The organism is Stenotrophomonas sp. SY1 (genome assembly GCF_021202945.1).
Lineage (GTDB): Bacteria > Pseudomonadota > Gammaproteobacteria > Xanthomonadales > Xanthomonadaceae > Stenotrophomonas.
Genome location: NZ_JAJOYR010000001.1, coordinates 885,085 through 907,574, shown reverse-complemented (window position 1 = coordinate 907,574; position 22,490 = coordinate 885,085). Strand labels below are relative to the sequence as shown.

Below are 22,490 nucleotides of genomic sequence, written 5' to 3'. Positions count from 1 at the left end.
CCGGGCGCGGACTCTATTCAGGCTGCCATGCCGTTGTGACGCAGCAATGCGTCGATCTGCGGATCACGGCCACGGAACGCACGGAAGTTCTCAGCCGCACTGCGACTGCCGCCCCGCGACAACACTTCCGCACGGAACCGCGCACCGGTCTCCTGCAGCTTGTCAGGTGCTTCCTCGAAGGCGGCATAAGCATCGGCGCTGAGCACCTCGGCCCACTTGTAGCTGTAATAACCGGCCGCGTAACCGCCGGCGAAGATGTGGCTGAACTGGTTCGGAAAGCGGTTCCAGGCCGGTGGGAAGTTCACCGCCACTTCCTCGCGCACACGCTCCAACAATTGCAGTACGCCTTCCTGTTCCGGCTGGTACTGGCTGTGCAGCAGCATGTCGAACAGCGCGAACTCCAACTGGCGCACGGTGAACATGCCGCTCTGGTAATTCTTCGCCGCCAGCATCTTGTCGAACAACGGACGCGGCAACGGCGCGCCGGTGCTCACATGCGCCGTCATTTCCTGCACCTGGTCCCACTCCCAGCAGAAGTTCTCCATGAACTGGCTGGGCAGTTCCACTGCATCCCATTCCACGCCGTTGATGCCGGCCACCGCCAGCTCGCCAATGCGGGTCAGCAACTGGTGCAGGCCATGGCCCATCTCGTGGAAGATCGTGGTGACTTCGTCATGGCTGAAGGTCGCCGGCTTGCCGTCGCTGCCACGGCCGAAGTTGCAGACCAGATACACCAGCGGTGTCTGCACGCCGGCAGCGGTGACGCGACGGTTGCGGCAATCGTCCATCCACGCACCGCCGCGCTTGCCCTCGCGTGCGTACAGGTCCATGTAGAACTGGCCGACCAGCGCGCCGTCGGCGTCCACCAGTCGATAGAAACGTACGTCTTCGTGCCAGACCGGCGCGCTGTCAGGCTGTACTTTCAAACCGTACAGACGCTCGATCACACCAAACAAACCGGCGAGCACCTTCGGCTCGGTGAAGTACTGCTTCACCTCCTGCTCGGAGTAACTGTAGCGCGCCTGCTTGAGCTTCTCGCCGACGTAGGACAGGTCCCACGCCTGTAGATCTTCCAGGCCCAGCTCATCACGCGCGAAGGCTTCCAGCTCGGCACGGTCGCGTTGTGCGAACGGCTTGGCACGGGCGGCCAGGTCGCGCAGGAAATCCAGCACCTGCGGCGCATCCTTGGCCATCTTGGTGGCGATGGAATACTCGCCGTAGTTGGCGAAGCCCAGCAGCGCGGCCAGTTCGGCGCGCACCGCCAGGATGCGATCGATGTTGCCGCTGTTGTCCAGCGCGGCATCGCCGAACTCGGAGGCACGCACCGCACTGGCGTGGTACAGCTGCTCGCGCAATGCGCGGTTGTCGGCGTAAGTGAGCACCGGCAGGTAGCACGGCATCTGCAGGGTCAGCTTCCAGCCTTCGCGACCGTCCTTCTGCGCGGCGGCGCGGGCGCTGGCGATGACATCGGCCGGCAAGCCGGCCAGTTCGCTTTCGTTGTCCACGTACAACGCAAAGGCATCGGTGGCATCAAGCACGTTCTGCGAAAACTTCGCCTGCAGCCCGGACAACTCTTCCTGCAACTGTGCAAAACGGGCCTTGTCGGCTTCGTTCAACTCGGCGCCGCCCAGGCGGAAATCGCGCAGTGCGTTGTCCAGCACCTTGCTGCGGGGCGCGTCGTAGCCAGCCGCTTCCGGCGCGGCCGCCAGCGCCTTGTACTGTGCGTACAGCGCCGGGTTCTGCGCCACCGCGCTGCCGAAGCGGCTGATCTTCGGCAGATTGGCGTTGTAGACCTCGCGCAGTTCCGGTGTGTTCATCACCGCCTGCAGATGTGAGACCTGGCCCCAGGCGCGATAGAGACGTTCGGTGGCGTCATCCAGTGGCGTCACGAACGTCTCCCAGCTGACCGGCGTCACGGTCTCGGCCGCCTTCACCGCGGCTTCGGCCTCGGCCAGCAGGGCATCGATGGCCGGGGTCACGTGTTCCGGGCGGATTTCATCAAAACGCGGCAGGCCGGAGAAATCGAGCAGGGGGTTGGTGTTCATGTTTGTCCTGGGAAAACAGCGCCGGCGTGGCCGGCTTCAGGCTTGATATGGCGACGGTTCCAGCCACGCACAAGGCAGTTCCAGCGTGCCCTGCCCGGCAACGGCGGCGACGATGACGGCATCGGCATTGACCACGTCGATGCCCTGCTGCTCATACCAGGCCGGGTTGTAATAACTGTGCGCGTAGCGTTCGCCGGCATCACACAGGATGGTGACGATGGAGCCGCTGCGGCCTGCATCGCGCATCTGCTGGGCGGCATACAGCACGCCGATGAAGTTGGTGCCGGTGGAACCGCCGACGCGGCGACCCAGCGTGGCGCTGACGTGGCGCATCGCGGCCAGGCTCAGTGCATCGGGCACCTTGACCATCGCATCGACGCTGGTCGGGATGAAACTGCGTTCAACGCGCGGGCGGCCGATGCCCTCCACGCGCGAACCGCCTTCGCAGGTCATCTCGCGCCAGCCATTGCCGGCCAGCGCAGCGCAGTAGCCGTCGTAGAACACCGACACTTCCGGGTCCGCGCACAGGATCAGGGTGTTGTGGCGGCGGTAGCTGACATAGCGACCTAGCGTGGCGGCGGTGCCGCCGGTGCCGGGGCTGCACACGATCCATTCCGGCACCGGGTGCGGCTCTTCGGCCATCTGCTTGAAGATGGATTCGGCGATGTTGTTGTTGGCACGCCAGTCGGTGGCGCGCTCGGCGTAGGTGAACTGGTCCATGAAATGGCCGCCGGTTTCACGCGCCAGCCGTTCGGATTCGCAGTTCAGATCGCAGGCGCGCTGCACCAGATGGCAGCGGCCGCCGTGGAATTCGATGGCGGCAATCTTCTCCGGCGAGGTGCTGGCCGGGATCACCGCGATGAACGGCAGGCCAAGCAGACGCGCGAAGTAGGCTTCGGACACGGCGGTGGAGCCGCTGGACGCCTCGATCACCGGGCGGCCCTCACGCAGCCAGCCGTTGGCCAGCGCGTACAGGAACAACGAACGCGCCAGACGATGCTTGAGGCTGCCGGTCGGATGGCTGGACTCGTCCTTCAGGTACAGCTCGATGCCGGGGAAGCCCGGCAGGTCCATCGGGATCAGGTGGGTGTCGGCCGAACGGTTGAAATCGGCTTCGATCTTGCGGATGGCCGACGCCACCCATGCACGCTGGGACATGGAACGCCACTTCAGTGAAGACTGGTGGGGATTCTACTGGTTGGGGACGGAAGCTACCCCTCCCCAGCCCTCCCCTTGGCTGCGCCAAAGGGAGGGGCGGTTCCCTCGGCCTGCAAGATCGCCGCACACTGCTCCTGCCCCCTCCCTTGCGCCTCAGGCGCAGGGGAGGGTTGGGGAGGGGTGCTCCTCGCGCACACACCCAAAACCCAACAAACCATTCAGGCCTTTCCCTATCGCGAAATGGTATGGTTCAGGCCTGTTTCTGGAACCCAGTCTGTGCCGCGCATCCTGCTGCCCCTGCTGCTGTGCCTGTCCCTGATCGCCGGTGCGGTCGGGTCGGTGTGGTCTGCAACGGTGATGGCGATGCCGATGGACACCATGTCCATGACCATGGACGCCGGGCACGACTGCTGCCACGAAGAAGCCAGCCTGCAATGTGCAGATGACGGTGGCGACGCCACGGCGGCTTCCTGTGCCGATGGCAATCATTGCGACTGCAAGCAGCAATGCAACATGCTTCCCAGCACCGCCATGGTGCGCGTAGGCAACATGCACCACGCGCTGGCACCGGTTCCGCCTGTGCCCTCGCGCTACGACGTGGCACCCGGCGAACTCAACCGCCCCCCCATCGCCTGATCTCCCGCTGGCGCCCACGCGCCACTACAGATGCCTGCACCACGGCCCTGCCCTGGTGCTTCCCTGATCTGTTCAGGACATGCCGCGGCGCATCGTGTCGCCCGTGCATGTCCGGGAGTTCCACATGTCATCCGATTTCCTTTCCGATTCGCGCTCGGCGCTGTCGCGGCGTCGCTTCGTGCAGGGCCTGGCCCTGGGCGGCGTGGTCGCCGGTGCCGGCCTGGGCCGTATCCCCAGTGCTTTCGCCTCAACCCCCGCGATGGCGGTCCCTGCCACCGAATTGCGTGGCACTGACCTGAGCCTTGCCATCGGCCGTTCAGCGGTCAATTTCACCGGCCGCACGCGCGGTGCGATCACCGTCAACGGCTCGTTGCCGGCACCGATCCTGCGCCTGCGCGAGGGCGATACGGTCAACCTGCGCGTGGCCAACACGCTCACCGATGAAATGACCTCGATCCATTGGCACGGCATCCTGCTGCCGGCCAACATGGACGGCGTCCCGGGCCTGAGCTTCAACGGCATCGCGCCGGGCGAGGCCTACCAGTACCGCTTCCAGCTCAAACAGTCCGGCACTTACTGGTACCACAGCCATTCGCTGTTCCAGGAACAGGCCGGCCTGTACGGCGCGCTGATCGTCGATCCGCTGGCACCACCGCCGTACCACTTCGACCGCGAGCACGTGGTCATGCTGTCGGACTGGACGGACATGGACGTCAATGCCCTGCACCGGCGCATGAAGAAGATGCCGATGCACGACAACACCTACCTGCGCACGGTCGGCGATTTCCTGCGTGATGCACGCAAGGATGGCCTGCGCGAAACACTGAGCGACCGTGGCATGTGGGGCCGGATGCGGATGACGCCTTCGGACATCTCCGACATCAACGCTCATACCTACACGTATCTGATGAACGGCACGGCCCCGGCCGGCAACTGGACCGGGCTGTTCCGCAGTGGTGAGAAGGTGCTGCTGCGCTTCGTCAACGGCGCCTCGATGACCTACTTCGACGTGCGCATCCCCGGCTTGAAGATGACCGTGGTGGCCGCCGACGGCCAGTACATCCATCCGGTCAGCATCGACGAGTTCCGCATCGCCCCGGCCGAAACCTTCGACGTGATCGTCGAGCCGACCGGGCAGGATGCATTCACCGTGTTCGCCCAGGACATGGGCCGCACCGGCTATGCCTGCGGCACGCTGGCGGTACGCCACGGCCTGCAGGCACCGATTCCCGCCATTGATCCGCGTCCGCTGCTGACCATGAGCGACATGGGCCACGACATGGGCAGCCATGGCGGCCATGCCGGGATGGAAGGCGGTTGTGGCGCCAACATGGGCAAGGGCATGGAGGGCGGATGCGGCGCGGCGATGGGCCACGGTGCGCATGGTGGCGGCGACAAGTCGCCCAAGCACAAGCCCAGCGAAGCGGGTAATCCGCTGGTGGACATGCAGACCGCAGCCACCGAACCGAAGCTGGATGATCCAGGCATCGGCCTGCGTGGCAATGGCCGCAATGTGCTGACCTATGGCGCGATGCGTTCGCTGTTCGACGATCCGGATGGCCGCGAGCCCAGTCGCGAAATCGAGCTGCACCTGACCGGGCACATGGAAAAGTTCGCCTGGAATTTCGACGGCATCCCGTTCGGCGGCGCCGAGCCGATCCGTCTGAACTACGGCGAGCGCATGCGCATCGTGCTGGTCAACGACACGATGATGCAGCACCCGATTCACCTGCACGGCGTATGGAGCGACCTGGAAGATGCCAATGGCCAGTTCCAGCTGCGCAAGCACACCATCGACATGCCGCCGGGCACCCGCCGCACCTACCGCGTGCGTGCCGATGCATTGGGCCGATGGGCCTTCCACTGCCACCTGCTGTACCACATGGAAGCGGGCATGATGCGCGAAGTGAGGATCGAGGCATGAAGACACTTTCCCACTCGTTGCTGTTCCTCGCACTGGCAGCCAGCGGCACTGCATTTGCACAGGACCCGCATGCCGGGCACGGTGCTGCGGCAAAGCCGTCTGCGGACCCGCATGCCGGCCATGCGAAACCCAAGGCCAAGGCCAGCGCACACGACGCACATGCCGGGCATGCAATGCCGGCAGCGGCAAAGGATGATCCGCACGCCGGGCACGTGATGCCACCGAAGGCGAAGGATGACCCGCACGCAGGCCACAACATGCCGGCCATGGATCACAGCGCACATGCGACCGATCCGCATGCCGGCCACACGATGCCGCCAGCTGCGAAGGATGACCCGCACGCGGGCCACGACATGCCGGCGATGGATCACAGCGCACACGGTGCCGATCCGCATGCGGGCCACACCATGCCCGCGAAGGCTGCGAGCGACACGCCGCGCGAGCCGATCCCGGTGCCGACGGCCGAGGATTTCGCTGCCGCGTTCCCGGTGCTCAAGCCGCATGCAATGGAACATGCGTCCTCGTTCAACAGCCTGGTGGTGTTCGACCACCTGGAAGGCTGGAACAACGATCACGGCAGTGGCCAGGCCTGGGGCATCGATGCGTGGTTCGGCACCGACATCGACCGCCTGTGGGTACGCATGGAAGGCAGCCGCAACGACGACAAGCTGGGCGACTGGTCAGCCGATGCGCTGTACGGCCGTTCGATCACACCGTGGTGGGACGTGGTGGCCGGTGTCCGTCATGACAACAGCCGCGAGAATCCGGACCTGACCCGCGCAGCCATCGGCTTCCAGGGCATGTCGCCGTACAAGTTCGAGGTGTCGGCGATGGCCTACCTCGGCGGTTCGCGCAAGGCGGAACTGGCGTTCGAAGTCGAGTACGACGTGCTGCTGACCAACCGCCTGATCCTGCAGCCGGTGGTCGAAGCCAGCATCGCCGCCGACGACGACCTGCGCCGTGGCGTGGGCAGTGGCCTGGGCCATGTCGAAGCCGGCCTGCGCCTGCGCTACGAGATCACCCGCCGCTTCGCGCCGTACGTCGGCTTCCTGCACGAGCGCAAGTTCGGACGCACCGCGGACATCCATCGTGATGCCGGTGAAGGCGTCAGCGATTCGCGCTGGGTGGCGGGCATCCGCTTCTGGTTCTGATCCCCTGGAACGGCCGGCGCATTGGCGCCGCCGCTCCCCTACATTCGATTACGGAATACACATGAAGACTCTGCACACCCTGCTGTTTGCCTTTGCTGCAACGCTGGCCCCGATCGCCATGGCCCAGGCGCAACATGCCGGCCATGGCGCGCACGACCACAGCGCGCATCAGGCCAAGCCCGTCGCAAAAGCAGCCGCTGCTGACAGTGACGCGACGTTCAAGCGTTTCGACGCCAACAACGACGGCTTCGTCACCCGCCAGGAACTGCCCGCCAAGCATGCACTGCTGCCGCATTTCGACATGAGCGATGCGAACCGCGACGGCAAGCTTGATCTCAACGAGTTCAAGCGCGGCCTGTCCATGCTTTGACCATTCCCGCTGCGCCGGAACACCACCGGCGCGGCGATCTGCAAGGAACCGAACCTCATGAACATTCAGTCGAAAACGTCAATCTACGGGCTGGTGCTGGCAGGCGGCACGCTGTTGATCAGTGCCTGCAATGCCACGCCGGCAGCACCGGCGGCACCTGCCGTCATGGCAACAGCCAATGTCACAGCAGTCGCTGCCGCACAGGCGGCATCCACGCAGGCGCCGGTCAACAAGAACCTGCCGCTGGTGAAAGTACACAAAGACCCGAACTGCGGCTGCTGCGGTGGCTGGGCCGAGCACATGCAGGCCGCAGGCTTCCCGGTGGAGATCCACGACACCGGCGACATGGCTTCGGTGAAGGAACGCCTGGGCATCGGCGACGGCATGATGTCGTGCCACACCTCGGAGATCGACGGTTATGTGGTGGAAGGTCACGTGCCGGTCGCCGCCATCCAGAAGCTGCTGGCAGAACGCCCGAAGGCACGCGGGCTGGTGCTGCCGGGCATGCCGATCGGCTCGCCGGGCATGGAGTCACCGGATGGTTACCGCCAAGCCTTCACCGTCGCACTGCTGGCCGAGGATGGCAGCCTGAGTGAATTCTCGAAGCACGAGTGAATTCAGGTGAAGCCCCTCTCCCGCGTGCGGGAGAGGGGTTGGGGTGAGGGCTGCTTTGAAAGCACGTAGAGCCAACGCCCCCCCTCATCCGCCCCTGCGGGGCACCTTCTCCCGTAAACGGGAGAAGGGACAAAAGCAGCATGCATCAGGCAATCCGAGCCCCTCTCCCGCACGCGGCAGAGGGTTTGGGGTGAGGGCTGCTCTGAAAACGCATAGAGCCAAAGCCCCCTCATCCGCCCCTGCGGGGTACCTTCTCCCGTAAACGGGAGAAGGGACAAGAGCAGTACGCATCAGGCCATCCGAGTCCCTCTCCCGCGTGCGGTAGACGAGTTGCGGTGAGGGCGCTTTCGATGAAGCAACAACAACGCCCTCAGCCCCCCGCGCCCCCCTTTCCCCGTCCACTGGGAAAGGGGTGACGCAGCAATTCACCCACTTCAGATCTTGAAGTCGTCGTAAGCGATCCTCGACTCCTCCACTCCCAGCTTGCGCAGCAGCTGGCGCGTTGCCGCCAGCATCGCCGGGGGACCGCACAGATAGAACTCGCAGCCGGACAGATCCGGATGCTCCAGCAGCAGATCTTCGTGGATCGCGTCATGCACACGTCGTGGCGCGCCGTCAGCGGCATCACCCGACCACACCGGATGCCAGCTGAAGTTCGAATGTCGCTGCGCCAGCCCCTGCATCTGCTCTGCATATGGACAATCGCGCGCATTGCGTGCGCCATACCAGAAATGGATGCGTTCACCACCGCCCTCCTCCAGACGCTGCTGGATCATCGCGCGCAGCGGTGCCATGCCCGCACCGGCGCCGATGAACACCTTCTCGCGCTCGACGCCACTCAAGGCAAAGTCTCCGAACGGCCCGCTGTAGCGCACCCGATCACCTTCGCGCAGCGTGTACAGCCAGGTCGAACCCTTGCCCGGTGGATGACGCTTGTTCTCCTGCCAACCCGGACTGAAACGCGCCAGTAGAACCAGCTCGCCCTCGGTCGCCGTCACAGGCATCGCCAGTGAATACGAACGACGCACCGCAGCCTTGTTCTGCAACGTTGCCGGCAACGGCAGCGGCTTCCAGTCATCGCGATGATCGTCCGGATGCCACAACGCACTGCGCGGCAACTCGTACTCAGGCACATGCAGCTGCAGATAACAGCCGGGCTGGAACTGTGCATCGGCCGGGTTCTCCGGACGCAGATGTACCTCGCGCAGGAACGGCGTTACCGCCACGACCTTGACCACCGTGGCCCAATGTTCGGTCCAAAGGCTGGCGCCGCCGGCCACCTCGATCTCCAGGTCCTCATCCACCGGCAGGTTGCAGGCCAGGCGGCAGCCCACTTTCAGCTTGGTCGCCGGCAGATGCGAACGGTCCGATGCAGTGGCCTTGCCGGCACTGCCACGCACACGCACTTCGCACAGGCCACAGCTCTGGCCACCGCCACAGTTGGACGGCAGGTTCACCCCTTCACGGGCCAGCGCTACATAGACGCTGTCGCCATTGGCAGCGGTCACCGTGCGCAGGTGCGCGCCGCCGGGGGCAAACACCATCAGCTGGCGCTGCTTGCGCCAGCGGCGCGGGATGAATTCCTGCAGATTGAAGCTGACCACCAGCAGCCAGAAGCCGGTCAGCGCCAGCCACAGCCCGCCGATGCCCATGCCCACCACCAGCGGGTTGTTGAAATTCACCCGCTCGCTGTAGTCCATGATGTGCAACATCCAGAAAATATCGAACAGCCGCCACGTTGCAGTCCGGTGTTCCATCACCTGACCACTGTGCGCGGACACATAGATGGTGGTGTCCTGCGCGTCGCTGAAATCCACCCGCCACACCGGATCGGGGTTGGCGCGCGTTTCCAGCGTCTTCTTCAGGTGTTGCGGTGCAGCCGGCACGCCATCACCGCGATAGGCTGCCTGTGCCACACGCAGGGCCAGCCCGCTGTCGATGTCGATGCGATGGCCGTCGAGCGCGTCGATCACCTCGGTGCCTTCCGGCGATTGCAGGCGATAGACCGGCTTGTCCAGCAACCAGCCGCTGTCCAGCGTTGCCGCCGGGTGCTTCGCTGCGCGCAATGCTTCGGCCGGCGACACCGTATTGGCAGGCCATGCCGGCGCTTCCATCCTGGGTGTGCGCTGTTCGGCACCGGCAATCTTGTCCGGGTCGAGCAGGCTCATCATCAAACCACTGCCCAGCCACACCACGAACTGCAGGCCGATCAACAGGCCCACCCACTTATGCAGGGTACGCATCCAGGGCGTCATGCCTGCCTCCGCTTGCCGAAGCTGTAGAACAGCAGCCAGATGCCACTCAGCGCAAAGCCAAGCCCGATGACGGAAGCAACACGCAACAGGGTGTTGTTGACGTCGCTGCGGTTTTCATAATCCATGATGTGGAACATCCACAGGAAATCGAACCACCGCCACAGGCTGTGACGACGTGCCAACAGCTCGCCGCTGTCCGGTGACAGATAGAGCGCGGTATCGCCGCTGTCGGCGAAATGCACGGCCCACATCGGTACCGGCCGCGTCTTCACTTCCGAAGGCGCCTGGGTGATCCATTCCACGCGTGTCACCTCGCCTTCGCCCTGGTACAGCGAACGCGCCAGCGCAATCGCAGCTTCGCGATCCAGCGCTGGAAGGCGCTCGCCGCTGGCAGCGTCGACCAGGAATTTCGTCCCGCCCTGCCTTACTTCATACACCTCGCGTTCCAGCACATGCTTGAGCCGGAACGACTGCAATTGGGGATAGCGCGCCACCAGCACATCGGCATCGATGCGCGCGGCCTGCGGTGGCAAGGGTTCGCCATGTACGTGCGCCAGGTGGTCACCGTGGATCACGTCCAGCGGCACCACCGTCATGTACACACCACTGAGCATCCACAACAGCGCCTGCACGCCGATGATCAGGCCGATCCATTTGTGGGCGCGGCGCGCCCAGAAAGCGGGTTTCATCTACATCATCCTCAGTCTGCGATGCGCCCCGCCGTCTGCACGACGGGGCGCCTGCGATCACCAGCGATAGCCGATGCGTGCGTACCAGCGACGACCCAGCAGGTCATACGTCATGGTGTCGGTGTTGGCGTCGGTGTAGCTCTGGATGAAGGGCGCCTTCTTGTTGAAGACGTTGTCCAGGCCAAGCGAAACATCCAACGCCTTGCTCACGGCGTACTTGAGCTGCAGGTTGTGATAGAACACCGATGGCGCATGATCACCGATATCACCGCGCGTGGCGTTGATGTCGTCGGTGCGGCCGATGTACTGCATGGTCCACGTACCCGACCACTTTTCACGTGCCGCGTTCAACGCCGCCAGACCACGCCACTTGGCATAGCTGCCGCGGCCGCCGGTGATCTTGCCGGCGTACTCGATGACCTCCGCGCCTGCGTACGGACGCACGTCATAGCGCTGCAGGTACGACACATCAGCGCTGACACTGGCATCGAATCCTGCCAGCTCGAACTCGTACAGCGCACCGATATCAACGCCGCTGGCGCGTTCGTTGGCCGCATTCACCGGCTGCGAGGAGAGGTAGTCGACTTCGCCGGTACGCGGATTGCGGGTGAAGTTGCTGGCATCACAGAACGGATGCGCCAAGCCCGGCGTGTTGTAGCAGATGGCCAGCTTGGTGGAACCGGCGATGCGCTGGATCGCGTTCTTGATGCGGATGTTGTAGTAGTCCAGCGTCAATGTCAGGCCGGAAGCGAACGCCGGTGTCCACACCACACCTGCGGTGAACGAAGTGGCGTCCTCCGGCTTCAGCTCCGCATTGCCTCCGGAGGTGGTGAGAATGCTGTTGCCCGGCTGCACGTAGCCGGCCGGCACGCCATAGGCTTGGCAGTTGGCACGCACCACCGAATCGGACGGCAGGCTGCTCCAGTTGCTGCACGGGTCGGTGGTGGTCAGGTTGCCCTCGGCCACACCGCCAAACAGTTCCGGGATGTTGGGGATACGGAACGCGGTGGCGTAGGTGCTGCGCAGTTTCAACGATTCGTTGACCTGCCAGTCCAGGCCTGCCTTGTAGTTATAGTCGCGCCCGAACAGGTCGTAGTCCGACGCACGCCCGGCCAGGTTGAGGTACAGCGAATCGGCAATGACGCTGTCCTGCAGCAGCGGGATCGCCAGTTCGGCGAATACTTCCTTGGCGGTGTATTCACCGTGGATGGGATCCTGCTGGTTGGTGTTGCCGATGCCCAGCACGGTGAGCGGGTCCGGATCACGCCAGCCGCGCTCCTTGCGCACTTCCACACCGGCCGCAAAGCCCACCCAGCCGGCCGGCAGCTCGAAGATCTGGCCACTGAGGTTGGCGGTGAAGCTCTTCTGCTCGTTGCCGCCCGTGTCGCGCGAGTTGAACAGGATGTAGTCCAGCACCTGTTGGCTCAGGTCGCCATAGCCCAGGTAGTCGCCGCACGGAATCGCTGCACCCGGCAGCGGGCTGCAGATACTGCGATCGAGCGTCTGCTCGACGCGGTCGAGGTTGGCAACCTTGTCCGAGCCGTCCACACCGGTGTTGCGTCCCCAGTTGAACGCCGCCGACCAGTCCCAGCTGGTGCCGAGCTGCCCCTTCAGGCCAGCGACCACGCGCCAGGTATCGGTTTCCTGGAAGAAGTGACGCGGGCCGGCCTCTTCCAGGCGCCGACGTTGCAGCAGCAGATCCTGTCCGGTCGGGTTGGTCGGATGATCGGCGGCGATGTTGATGGGCCGGTACACGCCCAGCGCACCGGCCGTCGCCAGCTGGCTGGACTGGCGGTTGGTGTACATCATCTCGACGAAGGCGGTGGTGGTGTCGTTGATCTGGCTGTCGCCGAACACGCTGAAGCTCAGGCGTTCAATCGGGTTGACCGCATTGAGCGTGTAGTTGCCGTTGTAGTTGTGCTTGGCCGCTGAATACGGTTCGTAGAAGTCGCCGTTGCCGCCCAGCACCTGGTTGAAGTTGACGCGGCTGCCATCGGCCAGCAATGCGCGGCCGCCCACGGTGGTGGAGCTGCCCGAGCACACCAGCTTGCCGTCCGACTCGACCAGACCACACGGCGCACGCGTGGCCATGTTCACCGAGCCACCGTCGTAGTAGTTGATCGCCGTCATCAGCGAGCCGCGCTCGCCGGTGATGCCCCAGGTGAAATCGACCGACGTTTCCTCGCCGTCACCTTCTGCGGTCTGGCCATAACGCACCGCCACTTCGGCGCCGTCAAAGCCATGTTTGGTGATGATGTTGACCACGCCGGCCACGGCGTCGGCACCGTAGATGGCCGAGGCGCCATCCTTCAGCACTTCCACGCGTTCGATCAGCGATACCGGAATCACGTTCAGATCGACCGAGCTGTTGGCGCCGGTGCCACCATTGACGATACGGCGACCATTGAGCAGCACCAGGGTGCGGTTGGCCCCCAGGCCACGCAGGTTGACCTGGGTGGTGCCGTAGCCGTTCTCGGCCCAGTAGGCGTTGCTCTGGCTGCCGGCATAGCCGGCCGATGCCGGCAAGCGCTGCAGCAGCGTTTCCACCGACGTGGCGCCGGAACGCTCGATGGTTTCGGCATCCACCACGCTGACCGGGCCTACGCCGGACAGCTGCGCACGCTTGATATGGCTGCCGGTGACCTGCACCGCATCAAGCGTGCGCGCGTTTTCCGGTGGATTGGGGGGCTGCTGCGCTTGCGCGGCCTGGCTGGTGGCGGCCACGCACAACACACTGCCAATGGCCGCGGCCAAGGCATGGGACTTCAAATACATTTCTCTCTCCCGCTGGGTAAACCTGTCTCTGGGCGATGTCCGCGTGCACAAAGGGCACACGCAGGGGCACTGCAACGTCGTGATGACGCAGGGACGACAGGTCAAGCGATGGGAGGTCGGAATACCCTGGAGAGTTTGCTCGCCGGCAATTGCAGCACCGGCAGCGCGGTATCGAGTGATACGGGCGGATACGCGCCCGCGAACAACGCCACCGTGGTCGGTGGATACAGGGCCAGCACGCACACGCATTCGCAGCCCATGCTGTCCACGCAGGTGCAGTCGCTGTGATGCGTTATCTCACCGGACTTGCCGTGACCGGGATGAGTCTTGGCGGGCACGGGCTTGACCGGCTCGCAATCGGCATCCAGTGCCACACTGCCATCGGCGGCGACGGCCACTGCTTCCACGGCCATGCGCGTGCCAGCCCATGCACCCAGCACGCCTTCGGCTGCGAACACGCAGATCAGCAGCAGTGGCAGCCAGAAGCGGTACGGCATGGGGTTCCGGTGGCTCTCGTTATTTGTATATACATACAATCAATAGCGCGTCCGGAGAAAGCCTGTCAACTGCCCTGGCGTCCGGCGTGTGTCAGTCCATGGGTGCGCGCCCTGCGCAATCACCGGCACATCACTTGTACCAGCGTCATCTCCGCCCCATTCAAGTGCGGTGCAACCACACTTCAGTCCCCGGCAGAGCAACAACGACTATCCTGCGTCGCAGCATAGCCAGCGCATCTGTCAGCGCCAAGATGCGCAGGGCATCGCATTGATGTTTTTTTCTTTCGACGCACGAAAGCGCTGGTTTTGGCTGGAAAATTGATTTCTCGTGCAACTTTTCCAGGCCACTGTTGATTGCGGAAGCAACTTTCAAGATCCTCACCAACAACACCTTTCCCCTCCCCCATTCACGGCAACAGGATGTAAACAATGAGCGCTCAATCCCCCCATCAGCAGCCCGGCGTGGCCGCACAGGTGCCTGCCGAAACACACGGCTTCGTCTTCAACCACACCATGCTGCGGGTCAAGGACATCCGCGCTTCGCTGGATTTCTACACGCGCGTGCTGGGTTTCCAGCTGATCGACCAGCGTGATTTCCCGGATGCAGCCTTCAGCCTGTACTTCCTGGCCTATGTACCGGCCGGCACCCAGGTGCCCGCCGATGATGCCGCGCGCCGTTTGTGGATGGCCGGCATCCCCGGCGTGCTGGAACTCACCCACAACCATGGCACCGAGAACCATGACGGCCCGGTCTACCACGACGGCAACAGCGATCCGCGCGGCTTCGGCCACATCTGCGTGTCGGTGCCGGATATCGAAGCGGCCTGCGCGCGCTTCGAGACACTGGACGTGCCGTTCCAGAAGCGCCTGAGCGACGGCCGCATGAAGAACCTGGCCTTCATCAAGGACCCGGACGGCTATTGGGTGGAGATCATCTCCAACGCCTGATCGCAGGGGGTAACGAGGGGATCACGGCGCTTGCGGCACCATGCCGCCGCAAGCAAGTGATTCCCTCCGTTACCTTCCTCCGAGGTCTGTATGGAAACGATGGAACTGCACCGTGGCCGCCTGATCGATCACCTGCAACTGGTGGTGCGCGATCTCACCGCCAGTCGCCGCTTCTACCAAGCAGTTCTCGACACGATCGGCATTCCCATTGCCGGCGAAGGCGATGACTACTTCTGGGCCGATGAGCTGTTCATCTCCACCGCCAGCAGCCAGGCCGCCGCCGGCGAGTTGACCGGCCGCCACCATCTGGCATTCCAGGCACGCGACAGTGCGACCGTCGATGCCTTCCACAAGGCAGCACTGGCTGCTGGTGGCACCGACAATGGTGCGCCCGGCGAGCGTCCCTATCATCCCGGCTACTACGCCGCCTTCGTGCTGGACCCGGACGGCAACAACATCGAAGTGGTCTATCACGGCCCGGCGCGCTACAGCACCGACTCGGTGAGAGTCACGTTCTGATCCTGGTACCGGCCTGGCCCCCGCGTTCAAACAACAGATACGGCCGGTTGTGTCCGTATCGCGCGCGCAGCGCTTCCAGCATCAGGCAGCGGGTGCGTTAGAACCGGAATTGCGGTGCATCATGCAGCGGCAATCCGCGTTGCAAGTACGGGGCGGCGCAGACCAACGCAAACGGCCAGATGCTGATGCACCTGGCCGCGATTCAACGCCATGGCAAAGGATCGACCGCCGCCTCAGTGCGCTGCCATGTAGATGTCCTGCAACACGGCTTTCTCGAGTTCCAGTTCGCCCAGCAGGTTCTTCACGATATCGCCCAGGCTGAGGATTCCGACCAGCCGGCTGCCTTCGGTGACCATCAGATGGCGGCGTCGCGAGTACGTCATCAACGACATCGCCTGCTTCAGGCTGGCCTCCGGCGCGATACCCTCCAGGCCCGTCGACGGCAGGCTGGAGATCACCCGGCGACCCGCCTGCGGGCCGTCGTCGGCCAGCGTACGCACGATGTCCTTCTCGGAAATGATGCCGACCGGGGCATCGTCCTTCATGACCACCAGTGCGGCGATCCGGTTCGCGCTCATCTTGTGCGCGGCGGCACCGATTGTGTCTTCGGTGTCGATGGTGATGACAGCTTCTTTCTTCGATTGCAGAAGTTCGCGAACGTTCATTCTTGTTTCCTGTTGCAGGTAACTGAAGTCGAAATTGTGCTCTGCCGATACGCCCCTCCCGGGAACAGACCTTTCAGCGCACGTCCAGCGCACTCGCTCGCCTTTGATGACTCACCGGCAGGGCGGAGTACTGCATCACGAACGAGGCCGGTGCAACTGCACACCCCGACCTCGGTCAAATCGATTCTACGACTGCGTCCCGACGACGGAAGTCGCCACGGATGGGACGGTTCATCGTGGAATCGGATGACAAGCCGGAGCATCGCACCACAGGTGAAACCGCCACTGAATGCCCACGATGGCGCCCGCTTAAGTTTTCCGAACGCCAACTTTCCGCAAGCGCAGCAACAGTTCACGGAACGTGCGCGTCATCGTGCCGACAGCACCGCCGATCACACCGACCACGACGTCCTTCGCGCCCCGTGGCTCCGCACCGGCTCGTTCCATTGCCATGCGACTTCGCATGCGCCCCCGGTGGTCGGCGGCTCGCTGTCCCAGACAGGCATTCGGGCGCGGACTCCACGCCGGTCGGCAGCTTGAACCCATGCAGTCCTCCGGCAGGAAACTCACGGGAAGCAGGGCACGCCCTGCGGCGCCTGCCGCCTTCGTGTTGGATGTGGTGTCGCGTCGCACCGCGCGCACCCTGTTCCGATGAATGCAGTCGGCGGCCAGCACTCCCGTCATTCGCCCCGATGCAGACAGGATCGCGCAAACAAAGAACCCGGCACTTGGCCGGGTTTTTGTTTGCAGCGTCGGGGAGAGAAAACCGTACTGTCGGATGCCATTGTCCGTAGCCACGGTTGCGACTTCGCTACAGCGACTTCTCCGCCATCGCACGCTTTACCTGGTGCACGGCATGGTCAAGTTCGAGCAACGTGCGGCGGCCATACCACTCAGAAGCCAAGACGCCAGTTCAGCTGCGCGCCCAGTTCGCGGACGCCATCACCGCTGCGCGCCTGTGCGGCCAGCGACAACTGACTGCGACCTCCGGTTGCCACATCCACCGCTGCTTCGCCAACCACCGCGTTGCGAGCACGGGCCGTGGACAACACCTCGAATGCCTCACCGCCGGCCGCAAAGCACTGGCGACTGGAGGCAGACAGATCACCGCCGGCATGCTCCCAGCCCAGTCCGACGCGCAGCACCGCCGATGACGCAGCCGAGCCACCGCTGAAATCCCAGATGCCGCGCACGCCGACACGACTGACCAGACGCTGTGCATCATCGCCCTGCACCACCAAAGCCGCCGGGCCGCCCCACTCCTGCGCGGCATCATTGCCCAGCCACTGGCTGGTGAGCTGCAAGTACGGCTGCATCTGCATCGTTCCCAGCGCTTGCGTCCAAGCCATCTCGAGCTGTGCGGTGGTGGCCTGGGCGTCGTGGTTGGCACGCAGCGTCTGTGCGCCGAGGCCGTCCAGCTGCAAGGTGCGCTCGCTGTCGATGCGGTAGCGGCTGTACGACACGTTGCCTGCGACGCTCAACCCGCCCCAACGCCCCTGCGCATACAGGCCAACCACGGTGTCCTGCGCCTTGGCCAACGAATCGTGCGCGGATAGACGCTGCCGCAGACGTTGCGTACCGATCACCGCACCCAGCACGCCCTGTTCGCCAAGCTGCAGGTCCGCACCGAGCAACATGCCATCGCGATAATCGTGGGATTGGGCACCGTTGCCGTCGCCATCCTGGCGTGCGCTGCCACCGCTGCCACCCAGCCACAGCGTGCCGCCTTGCCCCTGTGTCTGCGTCACATCGCCGTGCAGGCGGCGATTGACCGCATCAACAACAAAGCGGTCATCCAGCAGCAGCGCGCGGGCGCCAGCATGTATCTCACCGGAAAGCGCATCAAACGCGGCGCGCGCGGTGGCGGCGTCGTACATCAGCAGCGTGTTGTACAGCGCCAAGGCCTCGCCCGCCTGTGGCAACGTGTTCAACGCATCTGCGGTATTGCGCTGGTTCCGGGTCTCCGCTGCAGTGCGGAAATCCCGAGGCTGATCGATGCGCAGCACCAGCGCGTTGCCACTGTAGTCCAGCGCCAACGGCAGGAATGCCGATGGGGTGACCAGCTGCCCGAAACTGCCGGTAATGCCGCCGTCGGCACTGAGCAGCGTATAGCGGTAGCCGTCGCGGTAGCTGGTCTTCTCATCCAGCGCAATCACCTGCAGCGTGCCACCTTGCAGCGTTGCCACACCGCCGGCATGCACCGCATCACCGTGGCTGGCGTCGATCTCCGCCGCGTAGGTGCTGCCCGCAGCCAGCAGCAGGTCACCGCCGATTTCCAGTGCCCCTATGCTGTTGCCCGGTGCGAGCGTGCCGGCCAGTTCGAGATTCCCGCCGATATGGCCATTGCCGACCAATGCAGCGGCGGCATTGACCTGCATATCACCGCCCAACTGGCCATTCAGGCGCAGCGTGCCTGCATCGACCGTCATGCGGCCAACGAATGCCCGATTGTCGCCGTCGAACAGCAGGCTGCCGCTGCCCTGCTTGGTCAACGCGCCATCGCCGATGAAGCTGCCGCTGAACACTGCAGCGTCCGTGTGGCTGAATCGCAACGCATTGCTGCCGACCGACACGATGCTGCCGCTCACGCCGGTCAAGCTGCCAATGGACTGCACCTTGTTCGCGTGACTGATATCGAAGACGGCACCGCTGGCAGTCAGCGCCACATCGCCGCGCTCATCCAGCGAGCCGGTACCGGCGATGGCCAGCGTGCCGCCCTGGATCGCCGTGCCGCCGCTGTAGGTATTGGCGCCGGCCAAGGTCTGCGTTCCACTGCCCTGCTTGACGATGCCGCCGCTTCCGCTGAGCACACCGTCGAAACTGCGGTTCGTTGCATCGCCAAGAATCAGGTCATTCGCACCCAACACGATGCTGCTTCCTTCAACGCCGCTCAACGCCGCAATGCGGCGATGGCCATCGGCAGCGCTCATGTCCAGCGTGGCGCCGGCATTGCCGAAGAACAGCGCGCCACTACCGACGCTGCCCGCTCCGCTCAGTACCAACGTGCCGCGCTGGATATCGAAGTCACCGGTCGAATGATTGTTGCCTGTCAGCGTCAGTGTGTTGCTGGACTCCTTGACGAAGCCACCGCTGCCGCTGATCGCATTGCGCATCGTGAAGTCGTCATCGCGCGCGATCACCAGCAGGCCCAGGTTGATGATGGCGCCGTCGCCCAGGCTGCCGCGGGTGCTGCCCGCCGCACTGGTGCCCAGCTGCAGGATGCCTTCGCTGAGCGTGGTGCTGGCGGCGTTGAGATCACGATCGATGATCCATGCACCGGCGCCACGCTTGTCCAGCTGCCCCGAGAAGCGGGTGTCGCCAACCACCGCGTGTGAATGCAGATAGGCAAGGCCGTCATCGACATCCAGCGTCAGCGTGGAAGCGGCATTGCTGCCGATATCCAGGTCACCGCTGACCGTGCTGTAGGCGTGCAAGGTCACTTGGTGCTGGGCGTTTTCAGCCAGCTGCACATCACCGTCGAGCACGCCGGCGTTGTCGAGCATCACCGCCCCGCCCGAGCGCAACGCGACCTCAGCGCCGATTACCGCGCCGGCCGCGTTGTGGACGTCACCGCCACCCAGCAGATCCACCGCCAGCGTTCCACCGACGATGACGCCCTGGTTGCGGATCACCGCGCCACCGACGCCGCCACGGACCGGCGTGACGCCCGCATCCACACCGCCGGCGTTGTCCAGCGTGCCGCCGTTGTCCAGGATGAGCGCGTTGGACAGCAGGTTGCCCGCTGTCACCTGCAAGGTGGCATCCCGCCCGGGGCTGTTGTCCACCCGCACCACGCCGCTGCCCAGCACGTTGTTGCCGGCGACCACCAGGCTGCCTTCACTGACCTCGGTGCCGCCGCTGTAGCTGCTGGCCGCACGCAAGGTGAGTGTGCCGGCGCCGACCTTGCGCAGCGCATTGCCGCTGCCATCCACCAGCGCCACGTCCAGCTCTGCGTGCACGCCGCCATCGATGTTGATGGTGGCGGCACTGCCGCTGGCCGGGCTCAATGCCAACTGGCCGCCTGTGCCGGCATTCAGCCGATAGCCATCGGTCTTGAACTGCAGCGTGTCGAAGGACTGCATGCCCAGTACATCGACCACGCCGGCCGTACCCATGAACACCGCAACCGAGTTGTTCCAGCTGTCGGCCGTGGTGCCGCTGGCATCGGTCCAGTTGTTGCCGCTGCTGCTCCAGCTGCCGCTGCCACCCACCACGCCGGCGCCGCTGGCACTCCCATTCCAGAACTGCATCGTGTGGCCGCTGGCCAGCACCGACAGGTTCACCTGATGCGCCGTGGCCGTATCGATCAGCGCGCGGGCGCCGGGCGATGACGCAACCGTTGCGGTGACGCTGTCAAAGCCACCGGACAGCGCACCGCCATGGTTGAACAGCCGATACCAGCCGGCCGAGGACACGCTGGCCTGCAGGTTGCCATCCAGTGCCAGATTGCCGCCGACATCGATCAGGTCATTGTTGGCGCCGCCCACCACGCCAGGCTGGTTCAGCTCGAACACCGTGGTGGCGCCATGCTGCAGCGTCAGGTCGCCATCGATGGTCAGCGTGCCAGGGCTGTTGCCGGCAGCCAGGGTGGCGCCATCAACCACCTGTACATCGCCTGCAATGCGACCATTGCCGCCGAGCGTGCCACCGCTGTTGACCTGCACATCACCACCAAGCGCGTTGTTGACCGCCAGGGTGCCGGCATTGATCGTGGTGCGCCCGCTGAACGCACTGCTGTCGCCACTCAGCGTCAGCGTGCCCGCGCCCTGCTTGTTGAGACCGCCCCCCGTTGGCGACGAGAACGCCGTGCCCACTTCGATGTTGAAGCCGGCAGTATCAAACCATGCGCCTTCGCCACCCACCGCCAGCGTGGAAAACCCGGAAAGGTAGTTGAGCTGGCTATGCGTGGCTTGCAGGATGCCGCCATTGAGGTTGAGCGTGGCATCACCAAGGCCGTCAATCAGTTGTCCGGTGATGAGCACACCACGACCGCCAATACTGTTACCCAGCAGGTTGAGCGTGCCAGTACCACTGGGCCCATCGGCCAGCGTCGTCGTGATGCTGGTTACGGTGCCCGCCTTATCGATGTCCAGCGTGCCACTGCCATTCATGCCGATCCACAGCACGTTTGCATTCTGCCAGCGTGAGCCGCTGCCACTGACAACCACGGAGCCTGCACCGGTCTGGTTGACGCCCAACATGCTGCGGCCCGTGCTCAGCAGTTGTCCACCCTGCTCGACCAACAGGCTTCCGGCGGCGGTGACACCCACCTGCAGCTGGTCGGAATTGGACCAGCGCGAGCCAGCTCCCGTCACTGTCATCGATCCACCGCTACCGGCGTAGCCACCTATGAAAAGTTGATGACTGCCCCCGCTGCCACCACCGCCCACGCGGAGTGTGCCCGCGCCGGAAAGCCCGACAATCAGTTGCGACATTCCATCCCACACCGCATCGGTGCCGCTGACAACGACCGCTGCGGTACTTCCGGAGTGGATGCCAAACTCGGCAAGACCGCTCCACAGCTTTCCATGGATCTGCAGAATGCCGTCATGCATCCGGATGCGATTGACTGCACCGACATCACCGTCGCCCAGCGTCAATGTGCCTGAGCCGTACAACTGCACCACATCCGCGGCAACGGGCACACGCCCCGTATCCCAACTTGCCGCATCGTTCCAGTCGGCCATTCCACTGCCGAACCAGTTGTGGTCGGCAGCCTGCGCGGCCGGGACCATCAGCGCCATGCACAGCGCCGCGCCCAGCAGCCGCGCCGACATGGCGCGGGCAGCACACCAGCGCGTGCGTCCGCCACAACCTGCCGCGCAGGACAGTTCCGAGGCAACCTGCATCAGGCCGAGGTTGTGGTTGAAGATCAAGCGATAAACATGGTTCATGCAGTGCCCCCAAGGCGAATGCCGGGCACGGCAGCCCGTTGTTGCGAAGATGAAAGCGATGGCCGAGGCTCACGCTGTATGGATGCAGGCGCGGCATGCTGCGGCGGAGCGTGCGTCGGGCAGTGCGCGGGCGCATGCCGAGCCGGCGCCCCCCTCATGCCAGCGCCATCACTTGGTGCCCATGCGCACGCCCCGACAGCACCCTGCGCTCTTCGCATCGCGGCAACAGCGCAGCCAGCGGCGGCCTTGCGACAACAGCGTTGGCACCATCAGGCGATGTCATCCCCGGCCGGACAGACGGCTCGTTGTCGAAACAAACAGCTGCACGAACGCAGCCGCCATACCAGGG

At 64.4% G+C, this 22,490-nt stretch carries 16 protein-coding genes; 7 read left to right on the top strand and 9 right to left on the bottom strand.

What is annotated here, in order from left to right; translation table 11 throughout:
* Positions 1-17: 17 nt before the first annotated feature.
* Together LR961_RS03555 and LR961_RS03550 are read right to left on the bottom strand one after the other, a co-directional pair.
* Positions 18-2,045, bottom strand: a complete 2,028-nt coding sequence (locus LR961_RS03555; protein WP_232147070.1) for a M3 family metallopeptidase — start codon at positions 2,043-2,045, stop codon at positions 18-20.
* A gap of 36 nt (positions 2,046-2,081) precedes the next feature.
* Entirely contained in the window at positions 2,082-3,203 is a 1,122-nt protein-coding gene (locus LR961_RS03550; protein WP_232147069.1) for a PLP-dependent cysteine synthase family protein, read from the bottom strand.
* Positions 3,204-3,479: 276 nt separating this feature from the next.
* Here LR961_RS03550 and LR961_RS03545 point away from each other — a divergent pair, with 276 nt between their 5' ends.
* From LR961_RS03545 to LR961_RS03525, 5 genes are all read left to right on the top strand, one after another.
* A complete protein-coding gene (locus tag LR961_RS03545) occupies positions 3,480-3,839 on the top strand; it encodes a CopL family metal-binding regulatory protein (protein WP_232147066.1) in 360 nt (119 codons plus the stop codon).
* Between the two features lie 124 nt (positions 3,840-3,963).
* Positions 3,964-5,763, top strand: a complete 1,800-nt coding sequence (locus LR961_RS03540; protein ID WP_232147064.1) for a copper resistance system multicopper oxidase — start codon at positions 3,964-3,966, stop codon at positions 5,761-5,763.
* Positions 5,760-6,914, top strand: coding sequence for a copper resistance protein B (locus tag LR961_RS03535; RefSeq protein WP_232147063.1), 1,155 nt, complete (start codon positions 5,760-5,762; stop codon positions 6,912-6,914). The genes LR961_RS03540 and LR961_RS03535 overlap by 4 nt, the downstream gene beginning before the upstream one ends.
* Positions 6,915-6,975: 61 nt before the next feature.
* Positions 6,976-7,284: an EF-hand domain-containing protein gene (locus LR961_RS03530; RefSeq protein ID WP_232147062.1), complete on the top strand. Its 309-nt coding sequence runs from the start codon at positions 6,976-6,978 to the stop codon at positions 7,282-7,284.
* A 57-nt stretch (positions 7,285-7,341) separates the two neighbouring features.
* A complete protein-coding gene (locus LR961_RS03525) occupies positions 7,342-7,899 on the top strand; it encodes a DUF411 domain-containing protein (RefSeq protein ID WP_232147060.1) in 558 nt (185 codons plus the stop codon).
* Positions 7,900-8,333: 434 nt separating this feature from the next.
* Here the strand turns inward: LR961_RS03525 and LR961_RS03520 are convergent, their stop codons facing one another.
* The 5 genes from LR961_RS03520 to LR961_RS03500 form a co-directional block, all read right to left on the bottom strand.
* Positions 8,334-10,154 carry a 2Fe-2S iron-sulfur cluster-binding protein gene (locus LR961_RS03520; RefSeq protein WP_232147058.1) on the bottom strand — a complete coding sequence of 607 codons (1,821 nt, stop codon included), beginning with the start codon at positions 10,152-10,154 and terminating at the stop codon, positions 8,334-8,336.
* Positions 10,151-10,843, bottom strand: a complete 693-nt coding sequence (locus tag LR961_RS03515; RefSeq protein WP_232147057.1) for a PepSY domain-containing protein — start codon at positions 10,841-10,843, stop codon at positions 10,151-10,153. Before LR961_RS03515 ends, LR961_RS03520 begins: the two co-directional genes overlap by 4 nt.
* Positions 10,844-10,900: 57 nt before the next feature.
* On the bottom strand, positions 10,901-13,618 hold the full coding sequence (locus tag LR961_RS03510; protein ID WP_232147055.1) for a TonB-dependent receptor: 2,718 nt from the start codon (positions 13,616-13,618) through the stop codon (positions 10,901-10,903).
* 101 nt (positions 13,619-13,719) lie between these two features.
* Positions 13,720-14,115 (bottom strand): CopL family metal-binding regulatory protein, encoded by a 396-nt coding sequence (locus LR961_RS03505; RefSeq protein WP_232147054.1) that lies wholly within the window; start codon positions 14,113-14,115, stop codon positions 13,720-13,722.
* Between the two features lie 160 nt (positions 14,116-14,275).
* A complete protein-coding gene (locus LR961_RS03500) occupies positions 14,276-14,488 on the bottom strand; it encodes a hypothetical protein (protein ID WP_232147052.1) in 213 nt (70 codons plus the stop codon).
* A gap of 56 nt (positions 14,489-14,544) precedes the next feature.
* Here LR961_RS03500 and gloA point away from each other — a divergent pair, with 56 nt between their 5' ends.
* Both gloA and LR961_RS03490 read left to right on the top strand, forming a co-directional pair.
* On the top strand, positions 14,545-15,063 hold the full coding sequence (gene gloA / locus LR961_RS03495; protein ID WP_232147051.1) for a lactoylglutathione lyase: 519 nt from the start codon (positions 14,545-14,547) through the stop codon (positions 15,061-15,063).
* 90 nt (positions 15,064-15,153) lie between these two features.
* Positions 15,154-15,582 carry a VOC family protein gene (locus tag LR961_RS03490; RefSeq protein ID WP_232147049.1) on the top strand — a complete coding sequence of 143 codons (429 nt, stop codon included), beginning with the start codon at positions 15,154-15,156 and terminating at the stop codon, positions 15,580-15,582.
* 233 nt (positions 15,583-15,815) lie between these two features.
* On the opposite strand, the gene LR961_RS03485 is transcribed toward LR961_RS03490, so the two are convergent.
* Positions 15,816-16,247 carry a CBS domain-containing protein gene (locus tag LR961_RS03485; RefSeq protein ID WP_232147048.1) on the bottom strand — a complete coding sequence of 144 codons (432 nt, stop codon included), beginning with the start codon at positions 16,245-16,247 and terminating at the stop codon, positions 15,816-15,818.
* A gap of 893 nt (positions 16,248-17,140) precedes the next feature.
* Entirely contained in the window at positions 17,141-22,141 is a 5,001-nt protein-coding gene (locus LR961_RS03480; protein WP_232147046.1) for an autotransporter domain-containing protein, read from the bottom strand.
* Positions 22,142-22,490 lie beyond the last annotated feature (349 nt).